Annotated in this window: 20 protein-coding genes; 9 read left to right on the plus strand and 11 right to left on the minus strand. The window is 64.7% G+C overall.

Annotation, left to right across the window (positions count from 1 at the left end; all coding sequences use genetic code 11):
- The 3 genes from CXX84_RS08425 to CXX84_RS08435 all read right to left on the minus strand — a co-directional run.
- Nucleotides 1–580: DUF3618 domain-containing protein (locus tag CXX84_RS08425; protein ID WP_102976271.1), on the minus strand; the 580-nt coding region annotated here is incomplete at its 3' end.
- Nucleotides 577–1,008: a phage holin family protein gene (locus tag CXX84_RS08430; protein ID WP_102976272.1), complete on the minus strand. Its 432-nt coding sequence runs from the start codon at nt 1,006–1,008 to the stop codon at nt 577–579. The genes CXX84_RS08430 and CXX84_RS08425, both read right to left, overlap by 4 nt.
- Nucleotides 1,005–1,862, minus strand: a complete 858-nt coding sequence (locus CXX84_RS08435) for a hypothetical protein (protein ID WP_102976273.1) — start codon at nt 1,860–1,862, stop codon at nt 1,005–1,007. Before CXX84_RS08435 ends, CXX84_RS08430 begins: the two co-directional genes overlap by 4 nt.
- Before the next feature lie 270 nt (nt 1,863–2,132).
- Between CXX84_RS08435 and CXX84_RS08440 the strand changes: the two genes are divergently transcribed.
- Entirely contained in the window at nt 2,133–2,663 is a 531-nt protein-coding gene (locus tag CXX84_RS08440) for a MarR family winged helix-turn-helix transcriptional regulator (RefSeq protein WP_102976274.1), read from the plus strand.
- Between the two features lie 177 nt (nt 2,664–2,840).
- Here CXX84_RS08440 and CXX84_RS08445 read toward each other — a convergent pair whose 3' ends face one another.
- The 4 genes from CXX84_RS08445 to CXX84_RS08460 all read right to left on the minus strand — a co-directional run bounded on the left by CXX84_RS08445 (nt 2,841) and on the right by CXX84_RS08460 (nt 5,990).
- Complete coding sequence (locus CXX84_RS08445) at nt 2,841–3,977, minus strand: Vms1/Ankzf1 family peptidyl-tRNA hydrolase (protein WP_102976275.1); 1,137 nt, start codon at nt 3,975–3,977, stop codon at nt 2,841–2,843.
- A complete protein-coding gene (locus tag CXX84_RS08450; protein ID WP_102976276.1) occupies nt 3,974–4,189 on the minus strand; it encodes a hypothetical protein in 216 nt (71 codons plus the stop codon). Before CXX84_RS08450 ends, CXX84_RS08445 begins: the two co-directional genes overlap by 4 nt.
- A gap of 105 nt (nt 4,190–4,294) precedes the next feature.
- On the minus strand, nt 4,295–4,630 hold the full coding sequence (locus CXX84_RS08455) for a hypothetical protein (protein WP_102976277.1): 336 nt from the start codon (nt 4,628–4,630) through the stop codon (nt 4,295–4,297).
- 103 nt (nt 4,631–4,733) lie between these two features.
- The gene (locus tag CXX84_RS08460; RefSeq protein ID WP_102976278.1) at nt 4,734–5,990 is read right to left on the minus strand and encodes a D-arabinono-1,4-lactone oxidase; all 1,257 of its coding nucleotides are present in this window, start codon (nt 5,988–5,990) and stop codon (nt 4,734–4,736) included.
- A gap of 153 nt (nt 5,991–6,143) precedes the next feature.
- Between CXX84_RS08460 and CXX84_RS08465 the strand changes: the two genes are divergently transcribed.
- Complete coding sequence (locus tag CXX84_RS08465) at nt 6,144–7,433, plus strand: glycoside hydrolase family 27 protein (RefSeq protein ID WP_102976279.1); 1,290 nt, start codon at nt 6,144–6,146, stop codon at nt 7,431–7,433.
- A gap of 80 nt (nt 7,434–7,513) precedes the next feature.
- Here CXX84_RS08465 and CXX84_RS08470 read toward each other — a convergent pair whose 3' ends face one another.
- The 3 genes from CXX84_RS08470 to CXX84_RS08480 all read right to left on the minus strand — a co-directional run bounded on the left by CXX84_RS08470 (nt 7,514) and on the right by CXX84_RS08480 (nt 11,154).
- Entirely contained in the window at nt 7,514–9,250 is a 1,737-nt protein-coding gene (locus CXX84_RS08470; RefSeq protein ID WP_102976280.1) for an amidase, read from the minus strand.
- On the minus strand, nt 9,247–10,356 hold the full coding sequence (locus CXX84_RS08475; RefSeq protein ID WP_102976281.1) for an agmatine/peptidylarginine deiminase: 1,110 nt from the start codon (nt 10,354–10,356) through the stop codon (nt 9,247–9,249). Before CXX84_RS08475 ends, CXX84_RS08470 begins: the two co-directional genes overlap by 4 nt.
- A gap of 78 nt (nt 10,357–10,434) precedes the next feature.
- Nucleotides 10,435–11,154 (minus strand): alpha/beta fold hydrolase, encoded by a 720-nt coding sequence (locus CXX84_RS08480; protein ID WP_102976282.1) that lies wholly within the window; start codon nt 11,152–11,154, stop codon nt 10,435–10,437.
- 229 nt (nt 11,155–11,383) lie between these two features.
- On the opposite strand from CXX84_RS08480, the gene CXX84_RS08485 reads away from it, so the two are divergent.
- A complete protein-coding gene (locus tag CXX84_RS08485; RefSeq protein WP_102976283.1) occupies nt 11,384–12,958 on the plus strand; it encodes a sodium-dependent transporter in 1,575 nt (524 codons plus the stop codon).
- Complete coding sequence (locus CXX84_RS08490) at nt 12,955–13,092, plus strand: methionine/alanine import family NSS transporter small subunit (RefSeq protein WP_102976284.1); 138 nt, start codon at nt 12,955–12,957, stop codon at nt 13,090–13,092. Before CXX84_RS08485 ends, CXX84_RS08490 begins: the two co-directional genes overlap by 4 nt.
- Nucleotides 13,093–13,131: 39 nt before the next feature.
- On the opposite strand, the gene CXX84_RS08495 is transcribed toward CXX84_RS08490, so the two are convergent.
- A complete protein-coding gene (locus CXX84_RS08495) occupies nt 13,132–14,619 on the minus strand; it encodes an arabinan endo-1,5-alpha-L-arabinosidase (RefSeq protein ID WP_102976285.1) in 1,488 nt (495 codons plus the stop codon).
- Nucleotides 14,620–14,921: 302 nt separating this feature from the next.
- Between CXX84_RS08495 and CXX84_RS08500 the strand changes: the two genes are divergently transcribed.
- From CXX84_RS08500 to CXX84_RS08520, 5 genes are all read left to right on the plus strand, one after another.
- On the plus strand, nt 14,922–16,256 hold the full coding sequence (locus CXX84_RS08500; protein WP_102976286.1) for an ABC transporter substrate-binding protein: 1,335 nt from the start codon (nt 14,922–14,924) through the stop codon (nt 16,254–16,256).
- Between the two features lie 144 nt (nt 16,257–16,400).
- Nucleotides 16,401–17,306 carry a carbohydrate ABC transporter permease gene (locus CXX84_RS08505; protein ID WP_102976287.1) on the plus strand — a complete coding sequence of 302 codons (906 nt, stop codon included), beginning with the start codon at nt 16,401–16,403 and terminating at the stop codon, nt 17,304–17,306.
- Nucleotides 17,307–17,317: 11 nt separating this feature from the next.
- Entirely contained in the window at nt 17,318–18,271 is a 954-nt protein-coding gene (locus CXX84_RS08510; protein ID WP_102976288.1) for a carbohydrate ABC transporter permease, read from the plus strand.
- A gap of 3 nt (nt 18,272–18,274) precedes the next feature.
- Complete coding sequence (locus CXX84_RS08515) at nt 18,275–19,690, plus strand: arabinan endo-1,5-alpha-L-arabinosidase (RefSeq protein ID WP_223253033.1); 1,416 nt, start codon at nt 18,275–18,277, stop codon at nt 19,688–19,690.
- A complete protein-coding gene (locus CXX84_RS08520; protein WP_102976289.1) occupies nt 19,687–20,337 on the plus strand; it encodes a YesL family protein in 651 nt (216 codons plus the stop codon). The genes CXX84_RS08515 and CXX84_RS08520 overlap by 4 nt, the downstream gene beginning before the upstream one ends.
- Nucleotides 20,338–20,394 lie beyond the last annotated feature (57 nt).

Consider the following 20,394-nt stretch of genomic DNA (forward strand, 5'->3'; position numbering starts at 1 on the left):
TTACCGATGCGTCGGTGGCCGTGGCCTTGACGTTCTCCATGGCTTCCTGGGCCGGTTCCTTCAGGTCCTGGACCATGTCCTTCGCCGCATCGGTAACCTGGGTGGCCAGGGGCTGGGCGGCGGTCTTGAGCTGGTCTGCTGCCTCGCGTTCCTTCTGGCTGGCCGGGATCAGGGAAGAGATCAGCATTCCGGCGCCGAAGGCGATCAGCCCGGCGGCCAGGGGGTTGCCCTGGGTTTTGGCTTTGACCTGGTCCGGTGCCTGGGAGATCGCGGTGCCGGCATCGGAAAGCTTGGCGGCGGCGGTGTCCTTGGCCCCGTGCAGGCTGTCACCGGTGGAGCTCAGGGCACCGCTGGTGTGTCCGGCGCCGGAGTGGACTTTGTCCTGGACAGTGGTGCTGGCGTTGTCTGCTGCTCCCATGACTTTCTCCTTCACGCCGGTGACAGCGTCTTTGAGCTTGTCGGTCTGGCGGTTGACGATGTTGGAGGGGGTGACCTTGTCCGCGACCGCGTCAACGTTGGTGCCCAGGCGTGCGCGGGTGGCTTCTATGTCTGAACGGATTGCGTCCGGGTTATCGCTCATCGGTTTACCTCACCTGGTTTTAGGGTTGGGGGAATTTCGGACAGGGTTTCGCCGGTCTGCGGCAGGCCCTTGATCTGTTTGAGTTCCTTGCGGCCGATCGAGGCCAGGACCGCGGCGATGATGCCCCAGATCACGGCGACGATCAGGGCGGCCCAGCCCAGCGGCATCAGGGCGCCCAGGGCGAACATCAGGCCCAGGGACAGGAAGACCAGGACGAAGTGTCCGGCCACGCCTGCCCCGCCGAGCATGCCCGCGCCCTTGCCCGCCTTGGTGGCAGACTGCTTGGCTTCGGCCTTGGCGAGCTCGACCTCCTGGCGCATCAGCGTCGAAAGGTCACGGGTCACATCCCCGAGCAACTCACCCAATGAGGCGTTATCAGCCTTCTGGTGCGCCGCACTCGGCGCAGGTTCCGGAATTGAACTACTCACAGCTGCCGTCCTTCCGATGACCGGTAACCGCCATCAGTGGTGCGGTAGGAGCCGTCCTCGTCGCGGAACGGATCGTCCTCGTACCGGAGCGGAGTGTCTTCCGCCGTGCCACCCGGCAGGGTAGATGTTGATACGGGGGCTCCGCCGGTGACCACGGGTTCGGTGAAGAGGTCATCGTTTCCGGCCGCGTACACGGTCTCCTGGTGCAGTGGTGCAACGGGCTGCGGCTGCACGGCGCGGTGCGAGGGCGACCCGGTGCTGGATGCCGGAGATCCCTGGTTGCCTGCGGTGAGGCCGCGGGTGAGGCGTCCTGCCAGGATGCCGGCGCCTGCTGCGAGCAGCAGGAAGGTTCCCGGCTTGTTGCGGGCGAACCTCTGGACTTCGCCGAGCAGGTCGCCCGGCTCCTTGTTCTCAAGCCAGGACGCGACAGACTCGCTGCGCTGGGCGGCCTGCCGGATCAGGTCACTGGCCATGCCCTGCTGGTCCGGCGCGTCCGCCATGCTCTGCAGCTGGCTGGACATGGTGCGGATGCCTTCAGCGGCCTTCTGCTGCTGCGTGCCCGCCTGGGTGGTCAGGCCTGACTTCGCCTGGTGCAACAGATCCTGGGCGCTGGACTTCGCCTCGGAAGCCACATTCGCGGCTTCACTCTTCGCGGTCTGCGCCACATTCTGGGCGGACGATGCGGCCTGGCCGGCAACGTTCGATGCCTCTTCCTTGGCAGCCTGGCTCTTGGTGTTTCCGGCAGAACCGGCGGCGGGGGCAGTGCCAAAGCTTTCGTCAGCACCTACTTCGGTTGCACCGAAGGCATCGGTGGTAGCAGGGCTGGATGTCTGGGGCCATTGGTTCTCTGTCATCGGGCTCTCTTTCATGAAGGGTCAGCTGGCGATCAAGAACCAGCAATGCTGGCTAGTAGTAAGCATGGTTACTAATTAGATACTAAGCACACTTTCCTTTTGATGCGCAAGGGGCCGCTGATAAATCTGCGCTGAAGCGGTCCTTTGGCCCGGTGATAGTAAGCCTACTTGCGAATTTGATGCTAAGCATGCTTATTGTAGAGAACGTAGCGACGCAAAAAGAGGTGATCACGCCCTGCACTTCGCCACCCACAGGAAGGCCACGGCCCGATGACCAGCAATCTCGATCCAGATGCCCGGACCAGCTACCGCCTGATCACTGTGGCGGCCCGGCTGGTACAACGGCGGCAGGACGATGCCCTGGCGCACCTGGGCCTGACCCGCGCCGCCGTCATCGCCTTGGAAGGACTCGCCGACGGACCCTTGAACCAGGAGCAGCTCGCCGAAGCCATTCGTGTGCAGAGCCAGACTCTGGGACGGGTCCTGATCAGGCTTGAAGGAGCGGGCCATATCACCAGGACGCGCCAGTCCGCCGATCGCCGGCAGTTCAAGGTGGAGCTGACGGAAGCCGGCGCCGCCATTTTGGAGGCCGCCCGCCGGGCAGAAATCAATGCCTATCCGCAGGACCCAAGCATTGGCTGGAAGGTCCTCAGCGAGGAGCTGACAAAGTTTGTGAACGCGTTGCCGGCGGACCGCGACCAGGGCGTGGTTCCGTTTGCGGCCCCTGAACACCGGACGGCAAGACGCCCGCAGGGCGGCCGCACCCCCAGCCTCCGTGGCGTGGACCAGCCCCGCCAATAACCTGAATCCGGACCTGCCAGATATAGAAGCGGCGCCATATGACCCGGCCCCGCCCCTGGTTAGGGGCGGGGCCGGTTTTTGCCGTGCCGTCAGGTTTCCAGGGCCTATTCGGCGGTGTACGTATCCTGCGGGCTGTTCAGCAGGCCCCGCTGTGCGAGGTCGGCGGCCGCGGGACTGCTACGACGACGGCGCAGCCGGTCCGGTGGGCCAGCGGAGCAGGGCTGCAATGTCTACGCCCTTGGGCAGGACGGGACCGGGAACCAGGAGAACCCGCGCGTCAGTCAGCGCCGCCGCACGCAACAGTGCTGCAGGGGCTGGAACCTTCCCCACGATGTTTGCGGCCAGGGACTCCTCCTCGGCGGTGGCGATCCAGGGCTCCGCGTCCAGGGCGAGCAGCGTCCGCTCGGAAAGGGCGGCGTCGTTGAAGATCAGCACCTCCACCTGCGCCTGCTGGAGCGCATGCAACACGGCGCCTGCTCCGGTGGCGGATTCCGGATTGGCCCGGCCCTCCTGCGTGGCCAGCCGCTCCATGATCTCCTGCTGCTCTGTGGCCCATTGCTCGGCGACCCGCTGGTTCACCTGGTCCTCCAGGAGCGAAGGGTCAGCACCTGCCGTGTGGGTGTGGGAATCCACAACGGACACCAATGCCTGGCTGGCTTTGGACAGCTGTTCCTGCACCAGCCTGCGGGCGTGGATGTCTCCTGCGAGGACCACCAGCCGCGCACCGCTGCTGCTGACAACCCTGTCTATCTCGGCAGCCACCTCATCAGCGTTGCGGCGCCAGACATCCTCCGTGTGGTGCTGGAACCGGAGGTGGGCCCAGCCGCCGCCCTGGAACTTCTTGATGTGCTCAGTGTCCCCCTGCACCTCCTCGATGCTGACGGGAGCGCCTGCGCCGGCGTAGTGCAACCGGATCTCGCCGTGTTCACGGCTCACTTCCGCCACAACATAGGGAAAGTCCTCGGGGCGGTGCTTGACCAGCGGCAGCAGGTCAGGGATGGGATCAACCGAAATACGTTCAGCTCCGGCCCGGTCTCCCGGCATGACCTCGTTGAGTTCCGCCTTGCCCTGGTGAACCAGCACGAACCTGGACACGGGGGCGGGGACCCCGGTTTCAGGCTGCAGGGCCTGCTCCATGGCATCCAGGTCCGTTGGCGATGCCCCCTGGGCTTCCAGCGCAGCCTTGATGTTTCCCGGCCTGACATCGGCTGCTTCGAGTGTGTCCACCGTGCCTGTTCCGGCGTCCACGTACGCTGAGCACCAGGGGCCGGGAAGCCGGTAGAGATGCGCATATTCCTTCAGGCTGCCAGTCACTGTTCCCCCTCCTCATCGGTCAGGGGGTCAGGTGATGCAACCGGGTTAAGCGCCTCCCGGACCTCGGCAGGATCTGTGTCATCCGGGAAAGGCTCCGTTTCCCGCCATTCCTCGGCATGGGCCGGCTGGTTTCCGTGCACCACACCCTGGGTTTCATGCTTCATCTGGTCGTCCAGATTGGAGCCGTGTTTGGTATTGCCGCGTTCCGCCATGACGATCTCCTTCGCGCGTGATTTAGTATCACAGGCTTACTAGTTCGCCATTTCACCGTAGCACCAAGGCGCACGCGGCTAAAGGGGAAATTTTGCCAAGGGCTCCTAGGCTGCGCAGGCGTCCTGCAGCGCCTGGACGGAGTCTGCCGGCACCTGGTCCCCGGACTCCGCAATCTGGCCGAGCGGCGTCGTAATTTCCGCCGGAACACCAGCGGTACGGGCGGCGGAAACGAGGCCCGCGAGCACCTGCTTGTCCTCAACGCTGACCAGGCCATCCTGAATGACGGTGCAGATCTGCCGTTTCACTTCCCCTGCAGCGGCAGTGGCAACCTTTGAGGCGGCGTCACTGGCCGCGTTGCCGGCGGCTTCCTCAACAGCGCCGCAGCCGGCGAGCAGCAGGAACAGGGGGGTAGCGCACAGGGCGGCAAGGCGGCGGTTCATCCCTCCAGCCTATCGGTCGCCACGCACGCATGAGGATAGGTCTTCACGCTGCCGAACCTGGCGGCCACCCTTTCCTGGATTACCTGTCGCGTTACGCTGTGGATTACCGGGCGCTTGCCGCGCGAACTCCCAGGATGCTGTCCAGCAGTCCGTTCCGGAACTTTCCGTCGGGATCATGTGCGGAGGCCAGCGAGCGGAAGTCGGCGAAGCGCGGGTAGAGCGACTCCCAGTCGTGGCCTGCGGTGGAGAACAGCTTGCCCCAGTGCGGGCGGGCGCCGAAGGGCCGCAGCAGGTCCTCGAGCTCGGGCAGGACTGCTTCCACTTCTGCCTGCAGGGGCTTCCACGTGAAGTGCAGGGCCACGCTCTGCTGCCGGTAGAAGGGGCTGAGCCAGAACTCGTCCGCGGCACCGGTCCGGATTTCGGAGACGAAAAGCAGCGGAGCGAGCTTCCCTGCAAGGCTCCGGACGGCCTCAATTGCGGCCGGTCCGTGCTCCAGCGGCAGGATGAACTCGCTCTGAAGTTCCTCGCCCTTGCTGGGTGTGAACTCGTGGCGGAAATGGGGAAGGCGGTCCAGCCATTGACCGGGCTCGTCCAGTTGGAGTGTGCAGTTTTCTGCGGACATGTCAGGCAGCGGGTGGCGGGGGTCCGAGGCCGCGGTGGCGCCGAACAGTTCAGTGAGCGGCTGCTCAGTATCGAGTGCCTTGAGCCAGACCTGGCTGATGGAATCGCCGGCGTAGTCGGTGAAAAGGCTGACGCTGTAGGCGCTGGATACCAATTGCTGGAAGTTGCCCAGCGCCCGGTCCCATGGCAGGTTTTCGAGGACGCGCTGGCGCATCCTGAAGCCTGGCTGGACGGCGAGTTCCAGGCCCGTGACGATTCCCAGGGCGCCGAGCCCCACCACGCTTGCCAGGAATTCATCGCCGTCGGCACGGGAGAGGGAGACCAGTTCGCCGGAGGGCCGCACCAGGTTGATGGCCTGGACTGCTCCCGCCAGGGACTGGTTGTCCACGCCGGAGCCGTGCGTTCCGGTCTGGACGGCGCCGGCCACGGAGATGTGGGGCAGTGACGCCAAATTGTGGATGGCGACGCCGGACTGTTCCAGGGAGCGGCACAGTGTTCCGTAACTGACGCCGCCGCTGACGTGCACGCTCTGGCGGTCGGAGGCCAGTTCGATCGTCTGGGGCAGGGCGTCCAGGAGCACGTGGACGCCATCGGTATCGCCTACGCGGTTGAACGAGTGCCGCGACCCGAGGGCCTTGACCCTGCCCGCTCCCGCCACAATTGCAGCAAGCTCCTCCACCGATGCGGGCCGGCGGACCTCAGCCGAGGCATAGTCAAGGTTCCCTGCCCAGTTCTTCATAAGTGTGGCTTTCCGGTTGAGGTGGAGATGGCTCCCTCAACTGTCAGCGCTAACAACCCTGCTGTCAAGGCAGCTTTGATCCTCGGGACAAGGCGCGTCCCGCCTCGCAGCCGGCTGCTGGTGCCGCAATCTATATCGTTGTAAATTGGCAAAATGACACCTGCCGGCACCCCTCCCATGGGATGGAACAGTTGGGACTGCTACGGCACGTCCGTCACCGAGGAAGAGGTCATGGCGAACGCCTCGTTCATGGCCCGGCACCTGCTGCCTTCCGGATGGGACACCGTGGTGGTGGACATCCAGTGGTACGAACCGCAGGCCCGGGCCGGAGGCTACAACGACGGCGCGGAGCTCCAACTGGATGCCTATGGCCGCCAGCTCCCGGCACCCAACAGGTTTCCGTCGTCAGCCGGAGGGCTCGGCTTCAAACCGCTCGCTGACCGGATTCACGGCCTGGGCCTCAAATTCGGCGTGCACATCATGCGGGGCATTCCCCGGCAGGCGGTAAGGGACTGTCTCCCCGTGGAAGCCACTGACCTTACGGCAGCCGACGTAGCCGACACGTCCTCCGTTTGCGACTGGAACACTGACAACTTTGGCCTGGATCACAGCAACCCCGGCGCACAGGCCTATTACGACTCCCAACTGAGGCTTTTCGCCTCCTGGGGCGTGGACTTCATCAAGGCCGATGACATGTTGGGCCCCTACTTCGCAGAGGAGATTGCAGCCTACCGCCGGGCCATCAGCCGCTCGGGCCGGGACATGGTGCTGAGCCTCTCGCCGGGCCGGGCACTCTCGCTCGGCAGGCTGGAGCACCTGCGCGGGAACGCCCACATGTGGAGGGTGTCCGACGATCTCTGGGACGTGTGGGAGGACGTGGAGGCGCAGTTCACCCGGATGGCCCGCTGGGCGCCGCACCAGCGGCCCGGCAGCTGGGCCGATGCGGACATGCTTCCGGTGGGGCGGATCGCGTTGCGTGCTGAACGGGGCAGTGAGCGGCTGACCCGACTGAGCCTGGATGAGCAGAGGACCATGCTGTCCCTCTGGAGTATCTCCCGTTCTCCGCTCATGCTCGGCTGCGACCTCCCGTCCTCGCCTCCCGAAACGCTCGAGCTGCTGACCAACGGTGACCTCCTCGCGGCCCTGAAAGAGAGCCGGAACAACCGTGAACTGCTGCGCGAGGGGAACCTGGTGCTGTGGGCGGCGGAGAGTACGACGTCGGACGACAGGTTCGCAGCAGCCTTCAACACCGGGACGGCCGGCCAGGCCCGAACACTCTTGCTGGCGGACCTGGGACTGCCGGATGACGGCGGCTGGGTTGGCCGGGAGGCGTGGAGCGGCGCCGGCGTCGTGCTCACCGAAATAAACGATGCCCCAGCGCTCGTGGTGGACCCACCCGCACACGGCGTCCGGTTCTACCGCTTCTCACGCACCGCGGTTTAATCCCCGGCGCTGGCCTCACTTACGTGAGCTTGCCTGATTCCGCCTGAAAAACAGCGGTTGGGGGCCGCCGCACCTGAACGTCAGGCTGTTTTTGCTTCCCCTGGTGACGTGGTGCGCGGCGGCGGGACACGTCGGTTGCCGGTGGCTTCGAAGGCCGCGGCCAGGTGCAGCAGTTCCGTGTCGCTGTAAGCCCTGCCGGCGATGGTGAGGCCTACGGGCATGCTGATGTCTGCGGCCAGTCCCATCGGGACCGTGACGGTGGGGATACCCAAATGCCGCGGGACCAGGTTCCCATTCGCCACCCACACCCCGTTGCGCCAGGCCAGGTCCGCCGACACCTCATGACGGTCGGCGTCGGCTGGTCCCACATCGGCAACCGCAGGGAACACGACCGCGTCCAGGCCCAGCCTGTCCATCCAGTCCTCGAGGTCGATCCGGCGGGTCTCTTCCAGGCCGCTGAGCCCTTCTGCGAGGTGGGGGATATCGGTGAGCGTCGGGACGCCGTGTTCGCGGATCCAGGCGGGGTAGTCGCTGATGTCATCGTCGAAGCCGTCATAGCGGTCCGGCAGGGATCCGTCCGGTGCAGGGAAGATTTCCGCGCCGTCGACGTCGGCGAGGCGGTGGAGGTGCGGGTCCCCGTTGGCATCGAGGAAGTCATTCCATGCCCAGGCGGAGAGGTCCACGATCTCGCGGCGCAGGTATTCCGGGGAGACCAGGCCGCGGGTGGCGATGGTGGGGGCGCCGGGGCGGTCCCCCTCGTAGTTGGAGACGACAGGGAAATCGACCTCGATGACTTCGGCGCCTGCGGCTTCCAGATCATGCCTGGCCGCCTTCCACAGCTCGATGACGGATGCCCGCGTGTCGATGCGCCGGCCAGTGGGGCCGCCGATGCCGGGCGCTTCTGCGGTGCCGGCGTCCGGGTCTGCGTTGATGTAGATCCGGGGGATTCCGAGGCGTTTTCCGGTGAGCACCCGTTCTGCCGCGGCCGGGCCGGGGACCGCCAGCTCAAGGTATGAGTCCGGGCGGGTTTCCGATGCTTTGGGAAGCTGGACCCACGGCTGGACCCGCCAAAAGTCACCGCGGGTCTCGACGTCGTCTGCCACCACGACGTCCAGGACCTCCAAAAGGTCGTCCATGGTCCGGGTGTGCGGAACGACCACGTCCATGGTGGGGACCAGCGGCCAGTTCCCCCGGACGGAAATCACACCACGTGAAGGGGTGTAGGCGCACAGGGCATTGTTCGACGCCGGCGCCCGACCGGACGACCAGGTTTCCTCCGCGAGGCCGAACGCTGCGAAACTCGCTGCGGTGGCAGTTCCGGAACCGTTGGAGGATCCGGAGGCGAAGGCTGCCGTGAGGTAGTGGCCGTTGTAGGGGCTTTCCGCCCGCCCGTAGACGCCGCGCTGCATCCCTCCATTGGCCATCGGGGGCATGTTGGTCAGGCCGATCAGCACCCCGCCGCCGGCCCGCAGCCGTTCGATGGTGAAGGCGTCCTTCTGCGCCACCAGGTCCTTGAACGCCGGAGACCCTGCAGCGACAGTGAGGCCGCGCGCCTGGTAGCTGTCCTTGGCAGTGTACGGAATCCCGTCAAGCGGCCCCAGGGGGGTTCCAGCGGCACGCCGCTCGTCGGAGGCCCGGGCAGCCGCAAGCGCATCGGGATTCAGCACTACAAGCGCGTTGAGGCATATGCCTGAAGAGTCATACTTCTCGATCCGCTGAAGGTACAGGCGCACAAGCTCCTCGCTGGTGACCTCGCCTGCCTCCAGCGCTGCCCTGAGCCGCCCGATGCCGGCTTCCACAACATTGAAGCTACTCACGCCGGGGAGCCATTCGTTGCAGGCGCAGGCGCTGGCTGCTGCTGGGTGATGCAGTGGATGCCGCCCCCGAACGCGAAGATGTCGCGTGCGTCGACCAGTTCCACGGTTCGTCCCGGGTAGGCACGTTCGAGGATGCCGGCAGCTATCACATCGTTGGGGTCGTTGAAGGCGCACAGCACGACGACGTTATTGGCCACGTAGTGATTGATGTAGGACCAGTCGACGAAGCCTTCGTCATCCTTCAGGGTCGTGGGTGCCGGGACATCAATGACCCGCAGGGGGCGGCCCTGGGCATCAGTTTCACCGGCGAGGACGGTGCGGAGTTCCCTATACACCTCATAGTCAGGATGGCCGGGGTCATCCTGGCGGTGCAGCAGGACGGAGCCGGCTCCAGCGAAGGCGGCCACGATATCAACGTGTCCACGGGTGCCAAACTCGCCGTAGTCGCGCGTCAGGCCGCGCGGCAGCCAGATGGCTTTGGTGGTGCCCAGGGCAGCGTGGATTTCGGCTTCGACTGATTCCTTCGTCGCTCCCGGGTTGCGTCCGGGGTCCAGTTGGACGGTCTCGGTCAGCAGCACCGTTCCTTCACCGTCCACGTGGAATCCACCGCCCTCATTGACCAGCGGACTGGGCCGGACGGGTACTGAAGCTTCGGCAGCCACTGCGCGTGCCACGTTCTGATCGTTGCCCCAGGAGGCCCACTCCTGGGCACCCCAGCCGTTGAAGACCCAGTCGACGGCGGCCAGCGAACCGTCGGGCCGGTGCACGAACGTGGGGCCGCTGTCCCGCACCCACGCGTCGTCGAGGGGAACCTTCAGCACCTCGATTCCGGCACCCAGCCACTCTTTGGCCGCAGTGGCGTCACGCGGATCAGCCAGGACGGTGACGGGCTCGTACCGGGCAATGGTCCGGGCAACGTCCGACCATGCAGCACGGGCACGGTCAAGGGTTCGGCTTCCTGCTGCCCCGAACGTTTCGTTGGGCGGCGGGAAGGCCATCCACGTCCGCTGGTGGCCCTCCCACTCTGCCGGCATGTGTACGGGGATGCCGTCCGGCATCACTGCAGGAGCAGTCGGGGGAAGAAGGGGGGCATAAATGAATGACATTCATTTATTATGAAGAAGGTCCTGCCCCCGCGCAAGAGGCAGCACATCCTGGTTACGCGGCGGCCCGGGGTCAGTTCCTCAGGGGGTGGCGGGTTGGCCCTTCCGGTCCACTGCGTCAAGGATGGCCTGCGCCAGTTCCCCGGGTTTGGTGAACTGCGGCCAGTGCCCGGTGGGGAGGTCCACGTACTCCACGTCCCGGACCTTCGCGAGCTCTGCCACGAAGGGATGACCGGCAGCGATCCACTCGCGCAGCATCGCGGACGGAAACTCGCACGCAATGATGGTTGCCGGAACGTCGTAGCGCCGCTCGTCGTGGAGGTGCTGCTGGTCGTAGGCCACGCCCTTGGGCTGGGGAATGGCGCGGGCGCGAAAGGCCTCGCGGAGGCCGTCGTCCAGGTCCACCAGATCGGCATCCTCGAACGCTTCCCATGGCGGCAGCGGAACATCGTCGCCGTCGGCAGGCAGCTCATCGTTAATCACCCCGCCTTCGCCGAGAGGGCCGCTGTCGACGTAGATTGCCCGCTCCACCTTGTTCGGGCGGGCATCCACCACGCCATGGATAATCGCCCCTCCGCCCGAATGTCCCACCAGGACAACCTTGCCGTCGATGGCATCGGCGGCAGCGGTAACGGCGGTGATGTGGTGATGCAGGCCGATCCCTCCGCGATTGGCGTCCACGCTGTCCAGTCCTGGCAGGGTGAGGGGATGGGTGCGGTGCCCTGCGGCCTTCAGCGCCGGCGTCACCCCATCCCATGAGGAAGCGTCCAACCAAAAACCGGGAACCAGAATGATGTCCATGACGGAACCCTACTCCTGGGGGACCAGGAGCCGGCAGGGCGTCGCCCATAAATCCGGTCTGCAGCAACCAGGGGTTTCGCGAGGTGGCAGGCAGCAGTAAAGTCCGGGAGTAGCCCGTGAACTCACCTCCAACGCCAGCTGAGAGAGAGCACCTCATGAACCGGCCACATCACTGCTGTTGCCAGGGGCCCGCCCTTGGTGCCCTGTCACTGATGCGGGAGGCGGTGAAATGAGCAGTTCCTCCCCGGCCCGCCCGGCCCCGCCGGTGAAACGCGAAACATTTTCTTCCCGCCGGTTGTTCATTCTGTCCGCTATCGGTTCGGCGGTGGGGCTCGGCAATATCTGGCGCTTCCCGTACATCGCCTACGACAACGGCGGCGGTGCATTCCTGATCCCGTACCTGGTGGCGCTGCTGACAGCCGGCATTCCGCTGCTTTTCCTGGATTACGCCGTCGGGCACAAATTCCGGGGGTCGGCCCCGCTGGCGTACCGGCGGCTCCATAGGGCCGCTGAACCGCTTGGCTGGTGGCAGGTTCTGGTGTGCTTCGTCATCGCGGCGTATTACGCGGTGATCATCGCGTGGGCCCTGATGTACACCATCTTCTCTTTCACGGAGGCGTGGGGCGACGACGCGGAGGGCTTCTTCTTCGGCAACTTCCTGGGGGTGGCCGAGGCGCCGGGCCTCGGGTTCGACTTCATCCCGTCGGTCTTCTTCCCGCTGCTGCTGATTTGGGCGGCGGTCATCCTGATCATGGTGGCCGGGATCCGCAAAGGTATTTCGCGGGCAAACGCCGTCCTGCTGCCGCTGCTCGTGGCGATGTTCGTCCTGCTGGTCATCCAGGCACTTTTCCTTCCAGGTGCAGCCCAGGGCCTCAACGCTTTCTTCACGCCCGACTGGTCTGCGCTCGCCGACCCGTCAGTGTGGGCGGCAGCCTACGGCCACATCTTCTTTTCGCTCTCCGTTGGCTACGGCATCATGGTCACCTATTCCTCCTACCTCAAGCGCAGGACGGACCTGACCGGCTCCGGCATGGTGGTTGCCTTCTCCAATTCCGGGTTCGAGATCCTGGCGGGCATCGGCGTTTTTGCCGCCCTGGGCTTTATGGCGCAGGCAGCCGGTACCGGCGTGAACGACGTAGTGACCCAGGGCATCGGACTGGCGTTTGTCGCCTTCCCCACCATCGTCTCCCAGGCGCCTTTCGGGGCGGTGATGGGGGTCCTGTTCTTCGGATCCCTGGTCTTCGCGGGAATCACGTCCCTGATCTCCGTGCTCGAAGTCATCGTTGCCGCCGTACAGGACAAGCTTGGCTGGGGCAGGATCAAGGCCTCCCTGGTGGTCAGCATCCTGGTAGCCGCCGTTTCGCTGGCATTCTTTCCGACGGCCACAGGCCTGTACCTGCTCGACACGTCCGACGCATTCGTCAACAGCTTCGGCATCACCCTCGGAGCACTGGTGACCGTGGTGGTGCTTGCGTGGTTCCTGCGCAAACTTCCGCTGCTCTCCGCCCACCTGAACCGGATCTCGACGGTCAAAATGCGCGGAACCTGGATGGTGCTGGTCGCGGCCGTGGTGCCGCTCGCGCTGATCTACATGGTGGCCAATGAGTTCATCAGCAAGATCTCCACCACGTATGAGGGGTATCCGGACTGGTTCGTGGGCGTGTTTGGCTGGGGCATGTCAGCGGCACTGGTTGTCCTGGCGCTGGTGCTGACCTTCATCCCGTGGAGCCGCAGCTCGAAGGCGCATGACGACCCCGAGTACGACGCTGTGGTGGAGGAAGACGCAAAGGAGACAGCACTGTGACACCGATCGCCATCACCATGATGATTATCGCCATCCTCACCGTCTGGGGCGGACTGGTGCTCGCACTGGTCAACCTCCAGCGCCATCCGGAGGACGAAGGCGCCCTGCCTGAAGAGCACGCCCCGGAGCTCTGAGACAGGCCGCTAAGCTGGCCCGGCGGCCAGAACTGTGGGTCAGGGCGTACGTTTTCCGAGGCCGTTTCCGTTGGCTGGCGGCACCTCGACGGCATCCGAGACTGCCGTGCCGTGCGCGTTATGGAACACGGCACGCACCAGGGCGCCCTGCTGTCCGGCCGTGGCCGCCGGCAGTTCGAGCGTCGAGGTATAGGTGCCTTCATCTGTCCGTTTGGTGACCGGCTGGTGGACTGCTTTTTGCCAGCCCGCACCGCCGTCGGACGATATTTCCCAGACTGCCACCGGGCCCGGGGTGCCTGTTGCGGCGGCCGTGACACTGGCCGTGCCCCCGGCTGTCCTGGCCCTGGGCTGCTTGGAAACGACGGGCAGCTCTACTGTCTGGTCGAAGGATGGCCAGCCGTCCACCCAGTCAATTTTCTGGATGCCCAGGGTGGGGAAGTAGGGGATGTCCCGGTTGGAGCCGTCGTAGTAGTGGAAGGCCAGGTAGTCACCAAAGACGGACTGTCCGCCCGGCCCGGTGACTGCACCATGGGAGTCGAGGACGACGGATCCGCCGCCGCCAAACATGTCGCGGCCGTCCTTGTCCAGGTACGGGCCCTTCACGGAGGTGGAGCGCCCCACAGCTACCTTGTAGGTGGAATCGCCGCCGCGGCAGCAGGAGTCGAAGGAGACGAACAGGTAGTAGTAGCCGTCGTGTTTGGTGATGTAGGGAGCCTCAACGGGATTTCCGGGCATGAAACGGTCCGCGATGTTCACGGTTTTGGACTGCCAGTCCGCCACGGGCTTGCCGCTCGGCCATTCGATGGGAACCAGGAAGATTCCGTACCAGAACGATCCGATGGCCATGTAGGGGGTGCCGTCCGCGTCCTCAATGATGCCGGCGTCGATGGCATTGAATGTTTTACCGGGATTGTCCGGGTCAAGGCCGGTGGCGGGGGAGGAGACCACCAGGCCCTGGTCCACCCACTCGTAGTTCGGGTCGCCGGGATCCAGGGTGGTGTTGGTGGCAAGTGCGGTCAGGGACTTGTTTCCGCCAAAGCGCGACGCCGAGTAGTACAGGTAGTAGGTGCCGTTGTGTTCCGTGATTTCCGGCGCCCAGAGGCTGCCGGGGAGCTCGCCGTCGGCGAAGTGCTCATCGATCCAGGCCGGGATCTTGTCCCAGACCGTTCCGGTGTAGCTCCAGGTTGTGCCCTGGTCACGCGATGACCAGATCTGGATGGTGCCACCGTTCTCCCGGTTCACCAGTCCCGTGCTATAGACGTACCACGTGCCGTCGTCGTCAATAATCAGGGCGGGATCGTGGATCGGGGAGGTCTGCCCCACGACGGTCTTTCCACCGGGGAGGTCGGTGAGCCGGGGCTCACCGTTCCTGGCGGGTGGTGTTTTTGTCTCGAGCACTGCCGGGGCCGGGGCAGTTGCGCCGGCTGGGGGAGCGGCCGCTGTCGGGAGCGCTGCCGCTGTGAGGGCGATGCCGAGCGCTGCAGCGAAACCAGCAGCACGGATTGCCCATGAACGTGACGTCGTCATCACACATGGTCCTTCCAAGAGGTGGGACGGCACCCTGGCCGTAAGCGGGGGAGTCCGCGCTGAAAAGCTTGCAACGTTGTAAGAGATGAATATGGCATGCGACCTGGATCACGTCAAGAAGGGTGCCGGGCGGCGAAAAGTAATTGTTCCCGGCCCCTTGACGATTCTTCTCCGGCTGTGTGAAGGTTTCTTACAACGTTGCAAAGCAGCAGCTTCGAGGACGGCCGCCACCGCGGACCGCGGAGCCGGTACCGCCCACCAATACACTTGTTTGCTCCACCCAACCCCGGAAGGACTGCGTGATGATGAAGTCACGTCCCATGGCCGCAACCCTGGCATTCTTTACTGCCGCCGGCCTTATGCTCGGCGGATGCTCCGCCCCCTCTGGCGGGGACGCCGGCGGCGAAAAGAAGCTCACCTTCATGTTCCGCGGAGGTGAAGATGAGAAGAAGGCCTATGAGAAGGCCGTTGAGCAGTTCGAAGCTGCCAACGGTGTGGACGTGGACATCATTGTGACCACCGCCGACCAGTACACCACCAAGCTGAAGGCAGCCATTGCCGGCAAGCAGGTCCCGGATGTGTTCTACATCGGGCCCGGCGACGTCCAGGCCTACGTGCAGAACGGCATCGTCAAGGACATCACCGAATACGTGGAAGGCTCCGACACCATCGACCTGGAGAACATCTGGGAATACGGCGTGGACAGCTACCGCTATGACGGCAAGCGGGTGGGCGAAGGTGCCATCTATGCCCTGCCCAAGGACGTCGGCCCGTTCTCCTTCGGTTACAACAAGACCATGCTGGAAAAAGCCGGGATTCCACTGCCGGACAAGGACAAGCCCTATACCTTCGACGAGTTCGTGGCCGCGGCCAAGAAACTCACCGCTGACACCAACGGCGACGGCACCCTGGACCAGTGGGGCACCGGCCTGAACGTCCAGTGGAACCTGCAGCCGTTTGTCTGGTCCAACGGCGGGGACTGGCTTAACGAGGACCGCACCAAGGTCACGGTGGACACCCCGGAGTTTGCTGAATCACTGCAGTGGTTCGCTGACCTGCAGAATGTCCACGGGGTGACGCCTTCGGTGGCCGAAGCCCAGACCCTTGACACCTACCAGCGCTGGATGAAAGGCGAGATCGGGTTCTTCCCCATCGCGCCGTGGGACCTCTCCACCTACCAGAAGCTTGGGTTCGAGTGGGACGTCATTCCTTACCCGGCAGGAGACACCGGCAAGACGGCAAGCTGGATCGGAACGCTCGGCGTCGCAGTCTCCGAGAGCACCAAGCACCCCGAGGAAGCTGTGAAGCTGGTGGAGTACCTCACGGCCAACAAGGAAGCCCAGCAGAGCCTTGTGGATGCGGGCATCCAGATCCCCAACCTGAAGGACATGGCCGAGACCTGGGCTGCCGACACCACCACCAAACCGGCCAACAAGGCGGAGTTCCTGCAGATCGTCAAGGACTACGGCCGTGCCCTGCCCGGCGGCAACACCTTCAACGGCGAGTGGTACGACGAGCTCTTCACCAACATCCAGCCGGTCCTCGACGGCAAGCAGACCGCTGCCGACTACCTGAAGGAAGCCCAGCCCAGGATGCAGGAATTCCTGGACGCCGCCAACCAGCAGGCCGGCAACTAGCTCCGGTCCACCCGCAGGGCTGACAGCAGCCCTTCAAGAACCAGGTGCCGCGGCTCCGGCCAGCGCGGCCGCGGCACCTGTCCCACGCACCTTCGCGGGTGCACTTCCTGAGCGCCACCATCACGAATCAAAGAGGATCCAGCGATGTCCACCATCACGCGCCCCCGCCGCTCGCGGCTTCACCGGAAGGAACACCAGGCCGCCCTTGCTTTTGTTGCCATACCGGTGATCGGGTTCCTCCTCTTTACGCTCTTTCCGCTGCTTTTCTCGGTCTACGCGTCGTTCACCAACTGGAACGGCATTTCAGCGCCGGTCTTCAAGGGCCTGGACAACTACACCAAGATGTTCGGCGACCGCTACTTCCTCAAGTCGCTGTGGAACACGCTGTACATGATGATCGGCATCCCCATCGGGCTGGTCATCTCGCTGGCACTGGCCCTGGCGATGAACCGGAAGATGCGCGGCACAACGTTCTTCCGCACCGTCTACTACCTGCCGGTCATCTCTTCCATTGCCGCCGTCGCAATTCTCTGGCAGTGGGCCTTCAACGGCGACTTCGGCCTGATCAACCAGGGCCTCGCCCTGGTGGGCATCGACGGCCCCAACTGGCTGCAGGACACCGCTACCGTGAAGCCGGCCCTGATCATCATGGCGGTCTGGAAGGGGCTGGGCTATTCCATGCTGCTCTACCTGGCTGCCCTGCAGTCAGTGCCCCGCTACCTTTATGAGGCGGCGGCCCTGGACGGCGCCACCGCCTGGCAGCAGTTCCGGCACATCACTGTTCCCATGGTCGCTCCGGTCACGTTCTTCCTGATCGTCACCAGCGTCATCGGCGGATCCCAGATCTTCGTCGAAATCAACATCATGACCCCCACCGGCGGCCCTGAATTCGAGTCCGCTTCCATCGTTTGGTACATCTGGCAGAAAGCGTTCGACAACCTCCAGATGGGCTACGCGTCCGCCATGTCCGTGGTCCTGGGGCTGCTGGTCTTCGTCATCACCTTCATCCAGTTCCGGCTCAACCGCCGCAACCAGTTCTCGATCGATTGAGGCAGGCAGCCATGTCCGCACAGAACGTCATCACCACCCCTCCCCTGGAACCCAGCCAGGAAATCCCCGGCGGCCCGGGGGACGGCAAGCCTGCCGGCCGCGCGCGGGGCGGCCGCAGCTCACGGTCCGCCACGGAAACCCTCCGGCTGGGCAACATCCTCACCACCCTGATCCTCAGCGTCGGGGCCATCGTGATGATCGCCCCGCTCGCGTGGACCTTCTCCACTTCCCTCAAGACCAAGGACGGCGTTTTCGAGCTTCCACCGCAGTGGATCCCGGACCCCTTCGTCTGGGAAAACTACGCCCGCATCTGGACGGCGGGCCCGCTCCTGACAGGTATCCAGAACAGCCTGATCGTGGCGTGCTCGGTGACCATCGTGGGCTCGCTCGCGTCCGCGCTCGCAGCCTTCGCCTTTGCCAAGATGCGGATGCCCTTCAAGAACGTCCTGTTCCTGGGACTCCTGTCCGGACTGATGATCCCGTTCCCCACCCTGATGATTCCGCAGTTCACCATCTTCGCGAGCATTGGCTGGGTGGATACGCTGCTGCCGCTGATCGTGCCGGGGCTCTTCGGCAACATCATCATGATCTTCTTCCTGCGCCAGTTCCTGAACAGCATCCCGGACTCCATCGTGGAGGCAGCACGGATTGACGGCGCCTCCTACCTGCAGATCTTCTGGACCCTCATCCTGCCTGCCATCCGCCCGGCGCTCGCCGCCCAGTTCATCCTCTGGTTCATGGCAATGTGGAACGACTACCTGGCGCCCATCATCTACCTGAACTCACCGGGCACTCAGACGCTGCAGCTGGTCATCGCCAACTTCAACGCCCAGTACGCCATCCAGACGGACTACCCGCTGATCATGGCTGCATCCTTCGTGGCACTCCTGCCGGTGCTGGTCGTCTTCGTGGTCTTCCAGCGCCAGATCATCGAGTCCATCGCGCTTTCCGGATCCAAGGGCTGAGCCGTGCAAACCGCTGACACAGCTGTAAACATCACACAGGAGCTGCTGCCGCTGCCCGCGGGCACGGGCCAGGAGCCTTCCTCATGGGGAGCGCGCCACGCCCATGACCCCACGGTGGTCCAGGACGACGACGGCATCTACTACATGTTCTCCACCGACGCTGTAGCCAATTCGAAAGATATTCCCGCAGGAGTACATATCAGGACATCCACTGACCTGGTGGAGTGGAGCTACCGGGGGACAGCCCTTGACGGCGTGCCTGAAGTGGCTGCCACCTGGTCCGGCGCACAGGGACTGTGGGCGCCGGACGTGGTCCGCTGGCCGAACGGCGACTGGCATATGTACTACTCAGCGTCAACCTTCGGCTCCAACACGTCAGCCATCGGGCTTGCTGTTGCGCCATCACCGGCAGGCCCGTGGGAGGACCGGGGGCTGGTGGTGGCAACGAGGAAGGGCGAACATTCCCAAAACGCCATAGACGCGGCAGTGACCTTTGATGCCGATGGCTTCCCCTGGCTGACGTACGGGTCCTTCTTCTCCGGCATCTACATCCTGCCGCTGGACCGGAACTCCGGGCTGCCGCTGGTGGAGGGTGACCTGGGATCTGTCATTGCCCGCCGCGCGAAGTCCGTGGAGGGGGCGGTGGAGGGTGCCTTCATTCTTTACCGTCCGGAAGATGGCCGCTATGTCCTCTTCTGCTCTTACGATTCCCTGTTCAACAGCTACAACATGAGGGTGGGCACAGCTGAGTCCATCACCGGGCCGTACCGTGACTTCCGCGGCAACCAGCTGACTGACCTCGCCGTGCCTCCCGCGTCCGTGGGGACCAAGGTGCTGGGCAGCTACCAGTTCGACGGCGGCACCGGCTGGCTGGCCCCCGGCCACAATTCAGTCCTCACCCGTAAGGCAGCCGACGGATCCACTGAGTACTTTGCAGTCCACCACGTCCGCTTTGCCGAGGATCCCAGCCAGCATGTGGTCCAGCTCCGGCGCGTCTTCTTCACTGCGTCCGGATGGCCCGTGGTGTCACCCCAGCCCTTCGCGGGGGCAGAGCGGGAAACGCTCCCCGCTTCCCTCCCGGTGGCAGGCAGCTGGCAGGTCCTCCGCTTTGCACCGGAGTCGGCGGACCTTGTCCCGGCGGTTGCCATGCAGCTGGAGTGCGCAAGCCCTGAACAGGCACTTTCCAACGGCGCTCCCGCCCAAGTGCGGCTTCGTGCCACCCCGCCTGCGGTTGACGGTGCCGTAAGGGCGGACGGTGCAGTGAACCCTCATGGTGACGCCGAACCGGACGCCGGCGTTGAACTTGACGCTGTGGTGTTCGGCTCGTGGGACTGGGCAGCAAAGCGCCCGGCCTTGTCCTTCAGCGGCATTGACCAGCATGGCGTGGCGTGGAGCGGAACCCGGGAGGGGCTGCTGTGAACGACGCTCCGCTCGGGTGGGCCGGGAGGCTGATGGACTGGCTGCGCTTTTCAACCCGCCTTGTCCTGGTCAACGTGCTCTTTGTGATCGGAGCACTGGCCGGGCTGGTGGTCCTGGGCGTGTTTCCCGCCGCTGTCGCTGCCACCACCGTCCTTGGCCGGCTGCGAAGCGGTTCCGCGGGGGACAGCCTGGTGCGGGACTTCCTCACCGCGTACAAGTTCCACTTCCTGCACGCGAACCGGGTGGGGAGCGCCTTCTGGATTGCCGGCGTCGTGCTTGCCCTGGACTTCGCCACCCTGCTGGGTCCGGCCGGAAACGAGGTGCCGCCCGCCGTGCACGCTGTCCTGCTGGCGCTTTCAACGCTCGCTGCCATCGGTACGGCCGCTGCCGCGGCCACGGCCGTTGCATTGTGCAGCCGCTACCGTGATTCAGTTGCCAGGACGTGGCGGACAGCCTTTATGCTGCCGCTCGTATCACCCGTGATGAGCCTCTCCCTGCTTCTCACCCTGGCAGCAGCCGCCGTCGTGTTCTCCGGAATGACGGTGCTGGTGCCCCTGGTTGGCGCCTCGGTTCCGCTGCTCATCTCCGGCTGGCTGGTGGGCCGCAGGCTCGCCGGGATGGAGCCCGCAGTACCTTCCCCCGCCTAGACCCCAAAGCATCCCCGAGAACTTGTCCGCCACTTTTGTACAACGTTATATAGAACA

This window comes from Arthrobacter sp. AFG7.2 (assembly GCF_002892835.1).
In the GTDB taxonomy this organism is placed as follows: domain Bacteria; phylum Actinomycetota; class Actinomycetes; order Actinomycetales; family Micrococcaceae; genus Arthrobacter.

What these genes read in the sequence shown, in the direction of transcription:
- CXX84_RS08435 (WP_102976273.1), bottom strand. Translation starts at nt 1,862, where the DNA reads ATGACAGAGAACCAATGGCCCCAGACATCCAGCCCTGCTACCACCGAT.
- CXX84_RS08440 (WP_102976274.1), top strand. Translation starts at nt 2,133, where the DNA reads ATGACCAGCAATCTCGATCCAGATGCCCGGACCAGCTACCGCCTGATC.
- CXX84_RS08450 (WP_102976276.1), bottom strand. Translation starts at nt 4,189, where the DNA reads ATGGCGGAACGCGGCAATACCAAACACGGCTCCAATCTGGACGACCAG.
- CXX84_RS08455 (WP_102976277.1), bottom strand. Translation starts at nt 4,630, where the DNA reads ATGAACCGCCGCCTTGCCGCCCTGTGCGCTACCCCCCTGTTCCTGCTG.
- CXX84_RS08460 (WP_102976278.1), bottom strand. Translation starts at nt 5,990, where the DNA reads ATGAAGAACTGGGCAGGGAACCTTGACTATGCCTCGGCTGAGGTCCGC.
- CXX84_RS08465 (WP_102976279.1), top strand. Translation starts at nt 6,144, where the DNA reads ATGACACCTGCCGGCACCCCTCCCATGGGATGGAACAGTTGGGACTGC.
- CXX84_RS08475 (WP_102976281.1), bottom strand. Translation starts at nt 10,356, where the DNA reads ATGTCATTCATTTATGCCCCCCTTCTTCCCCCGACTGCTCCTGCAGTG.
- CXX84_RS08480 (WP_102976282.1), bottom strand. Translation starts at nt 11,154, where the DNA reads ATGGACATCATTCTGGTTCCCGGTTTTTGGTTGGACGCTTCCTCATGG.
- CXX84_RS08485 (WP_102976283.1), top strand. Translation starts at nt 11,384, where the DNA reads ATGAGCAGTTCCTCCCCGGCCCGCCCGGCCCCGCCGGTGAAACGCGAA.
- CXX84_RS08495 (WP_102976285.1), bottom strand. Translation starts at nt 14,619, where the DNA reads ATGACGACGTCACGTTCATGGGCAATCCGTGCTGCTGGTTTCGCTGCA.
- CXX84_RS08500 (WP_102976286.1), top strand. Translation starts at nt 14,922, where the DNA reads ATGATGAAGTCACGTCCCATGGCCGCAACCCTGGCATTCTTTACTGCC.
- CXX84_RS08505 (WP_102976287.1), top strand. Translation starts at nt 16,401, where the DNA reads ATGTCCACCATCACGCGCCCCCGCCGCTCGCGGCTTCACCGGAAGGAA.
- CXX84_RS08510 (WP_102976288.1), top strand. Translation starts at nt 17,318, where the DNA reads ATGTCCGCACAGAACGTCATCACCACCCCTCCCCTGGAACCCAGCCAG.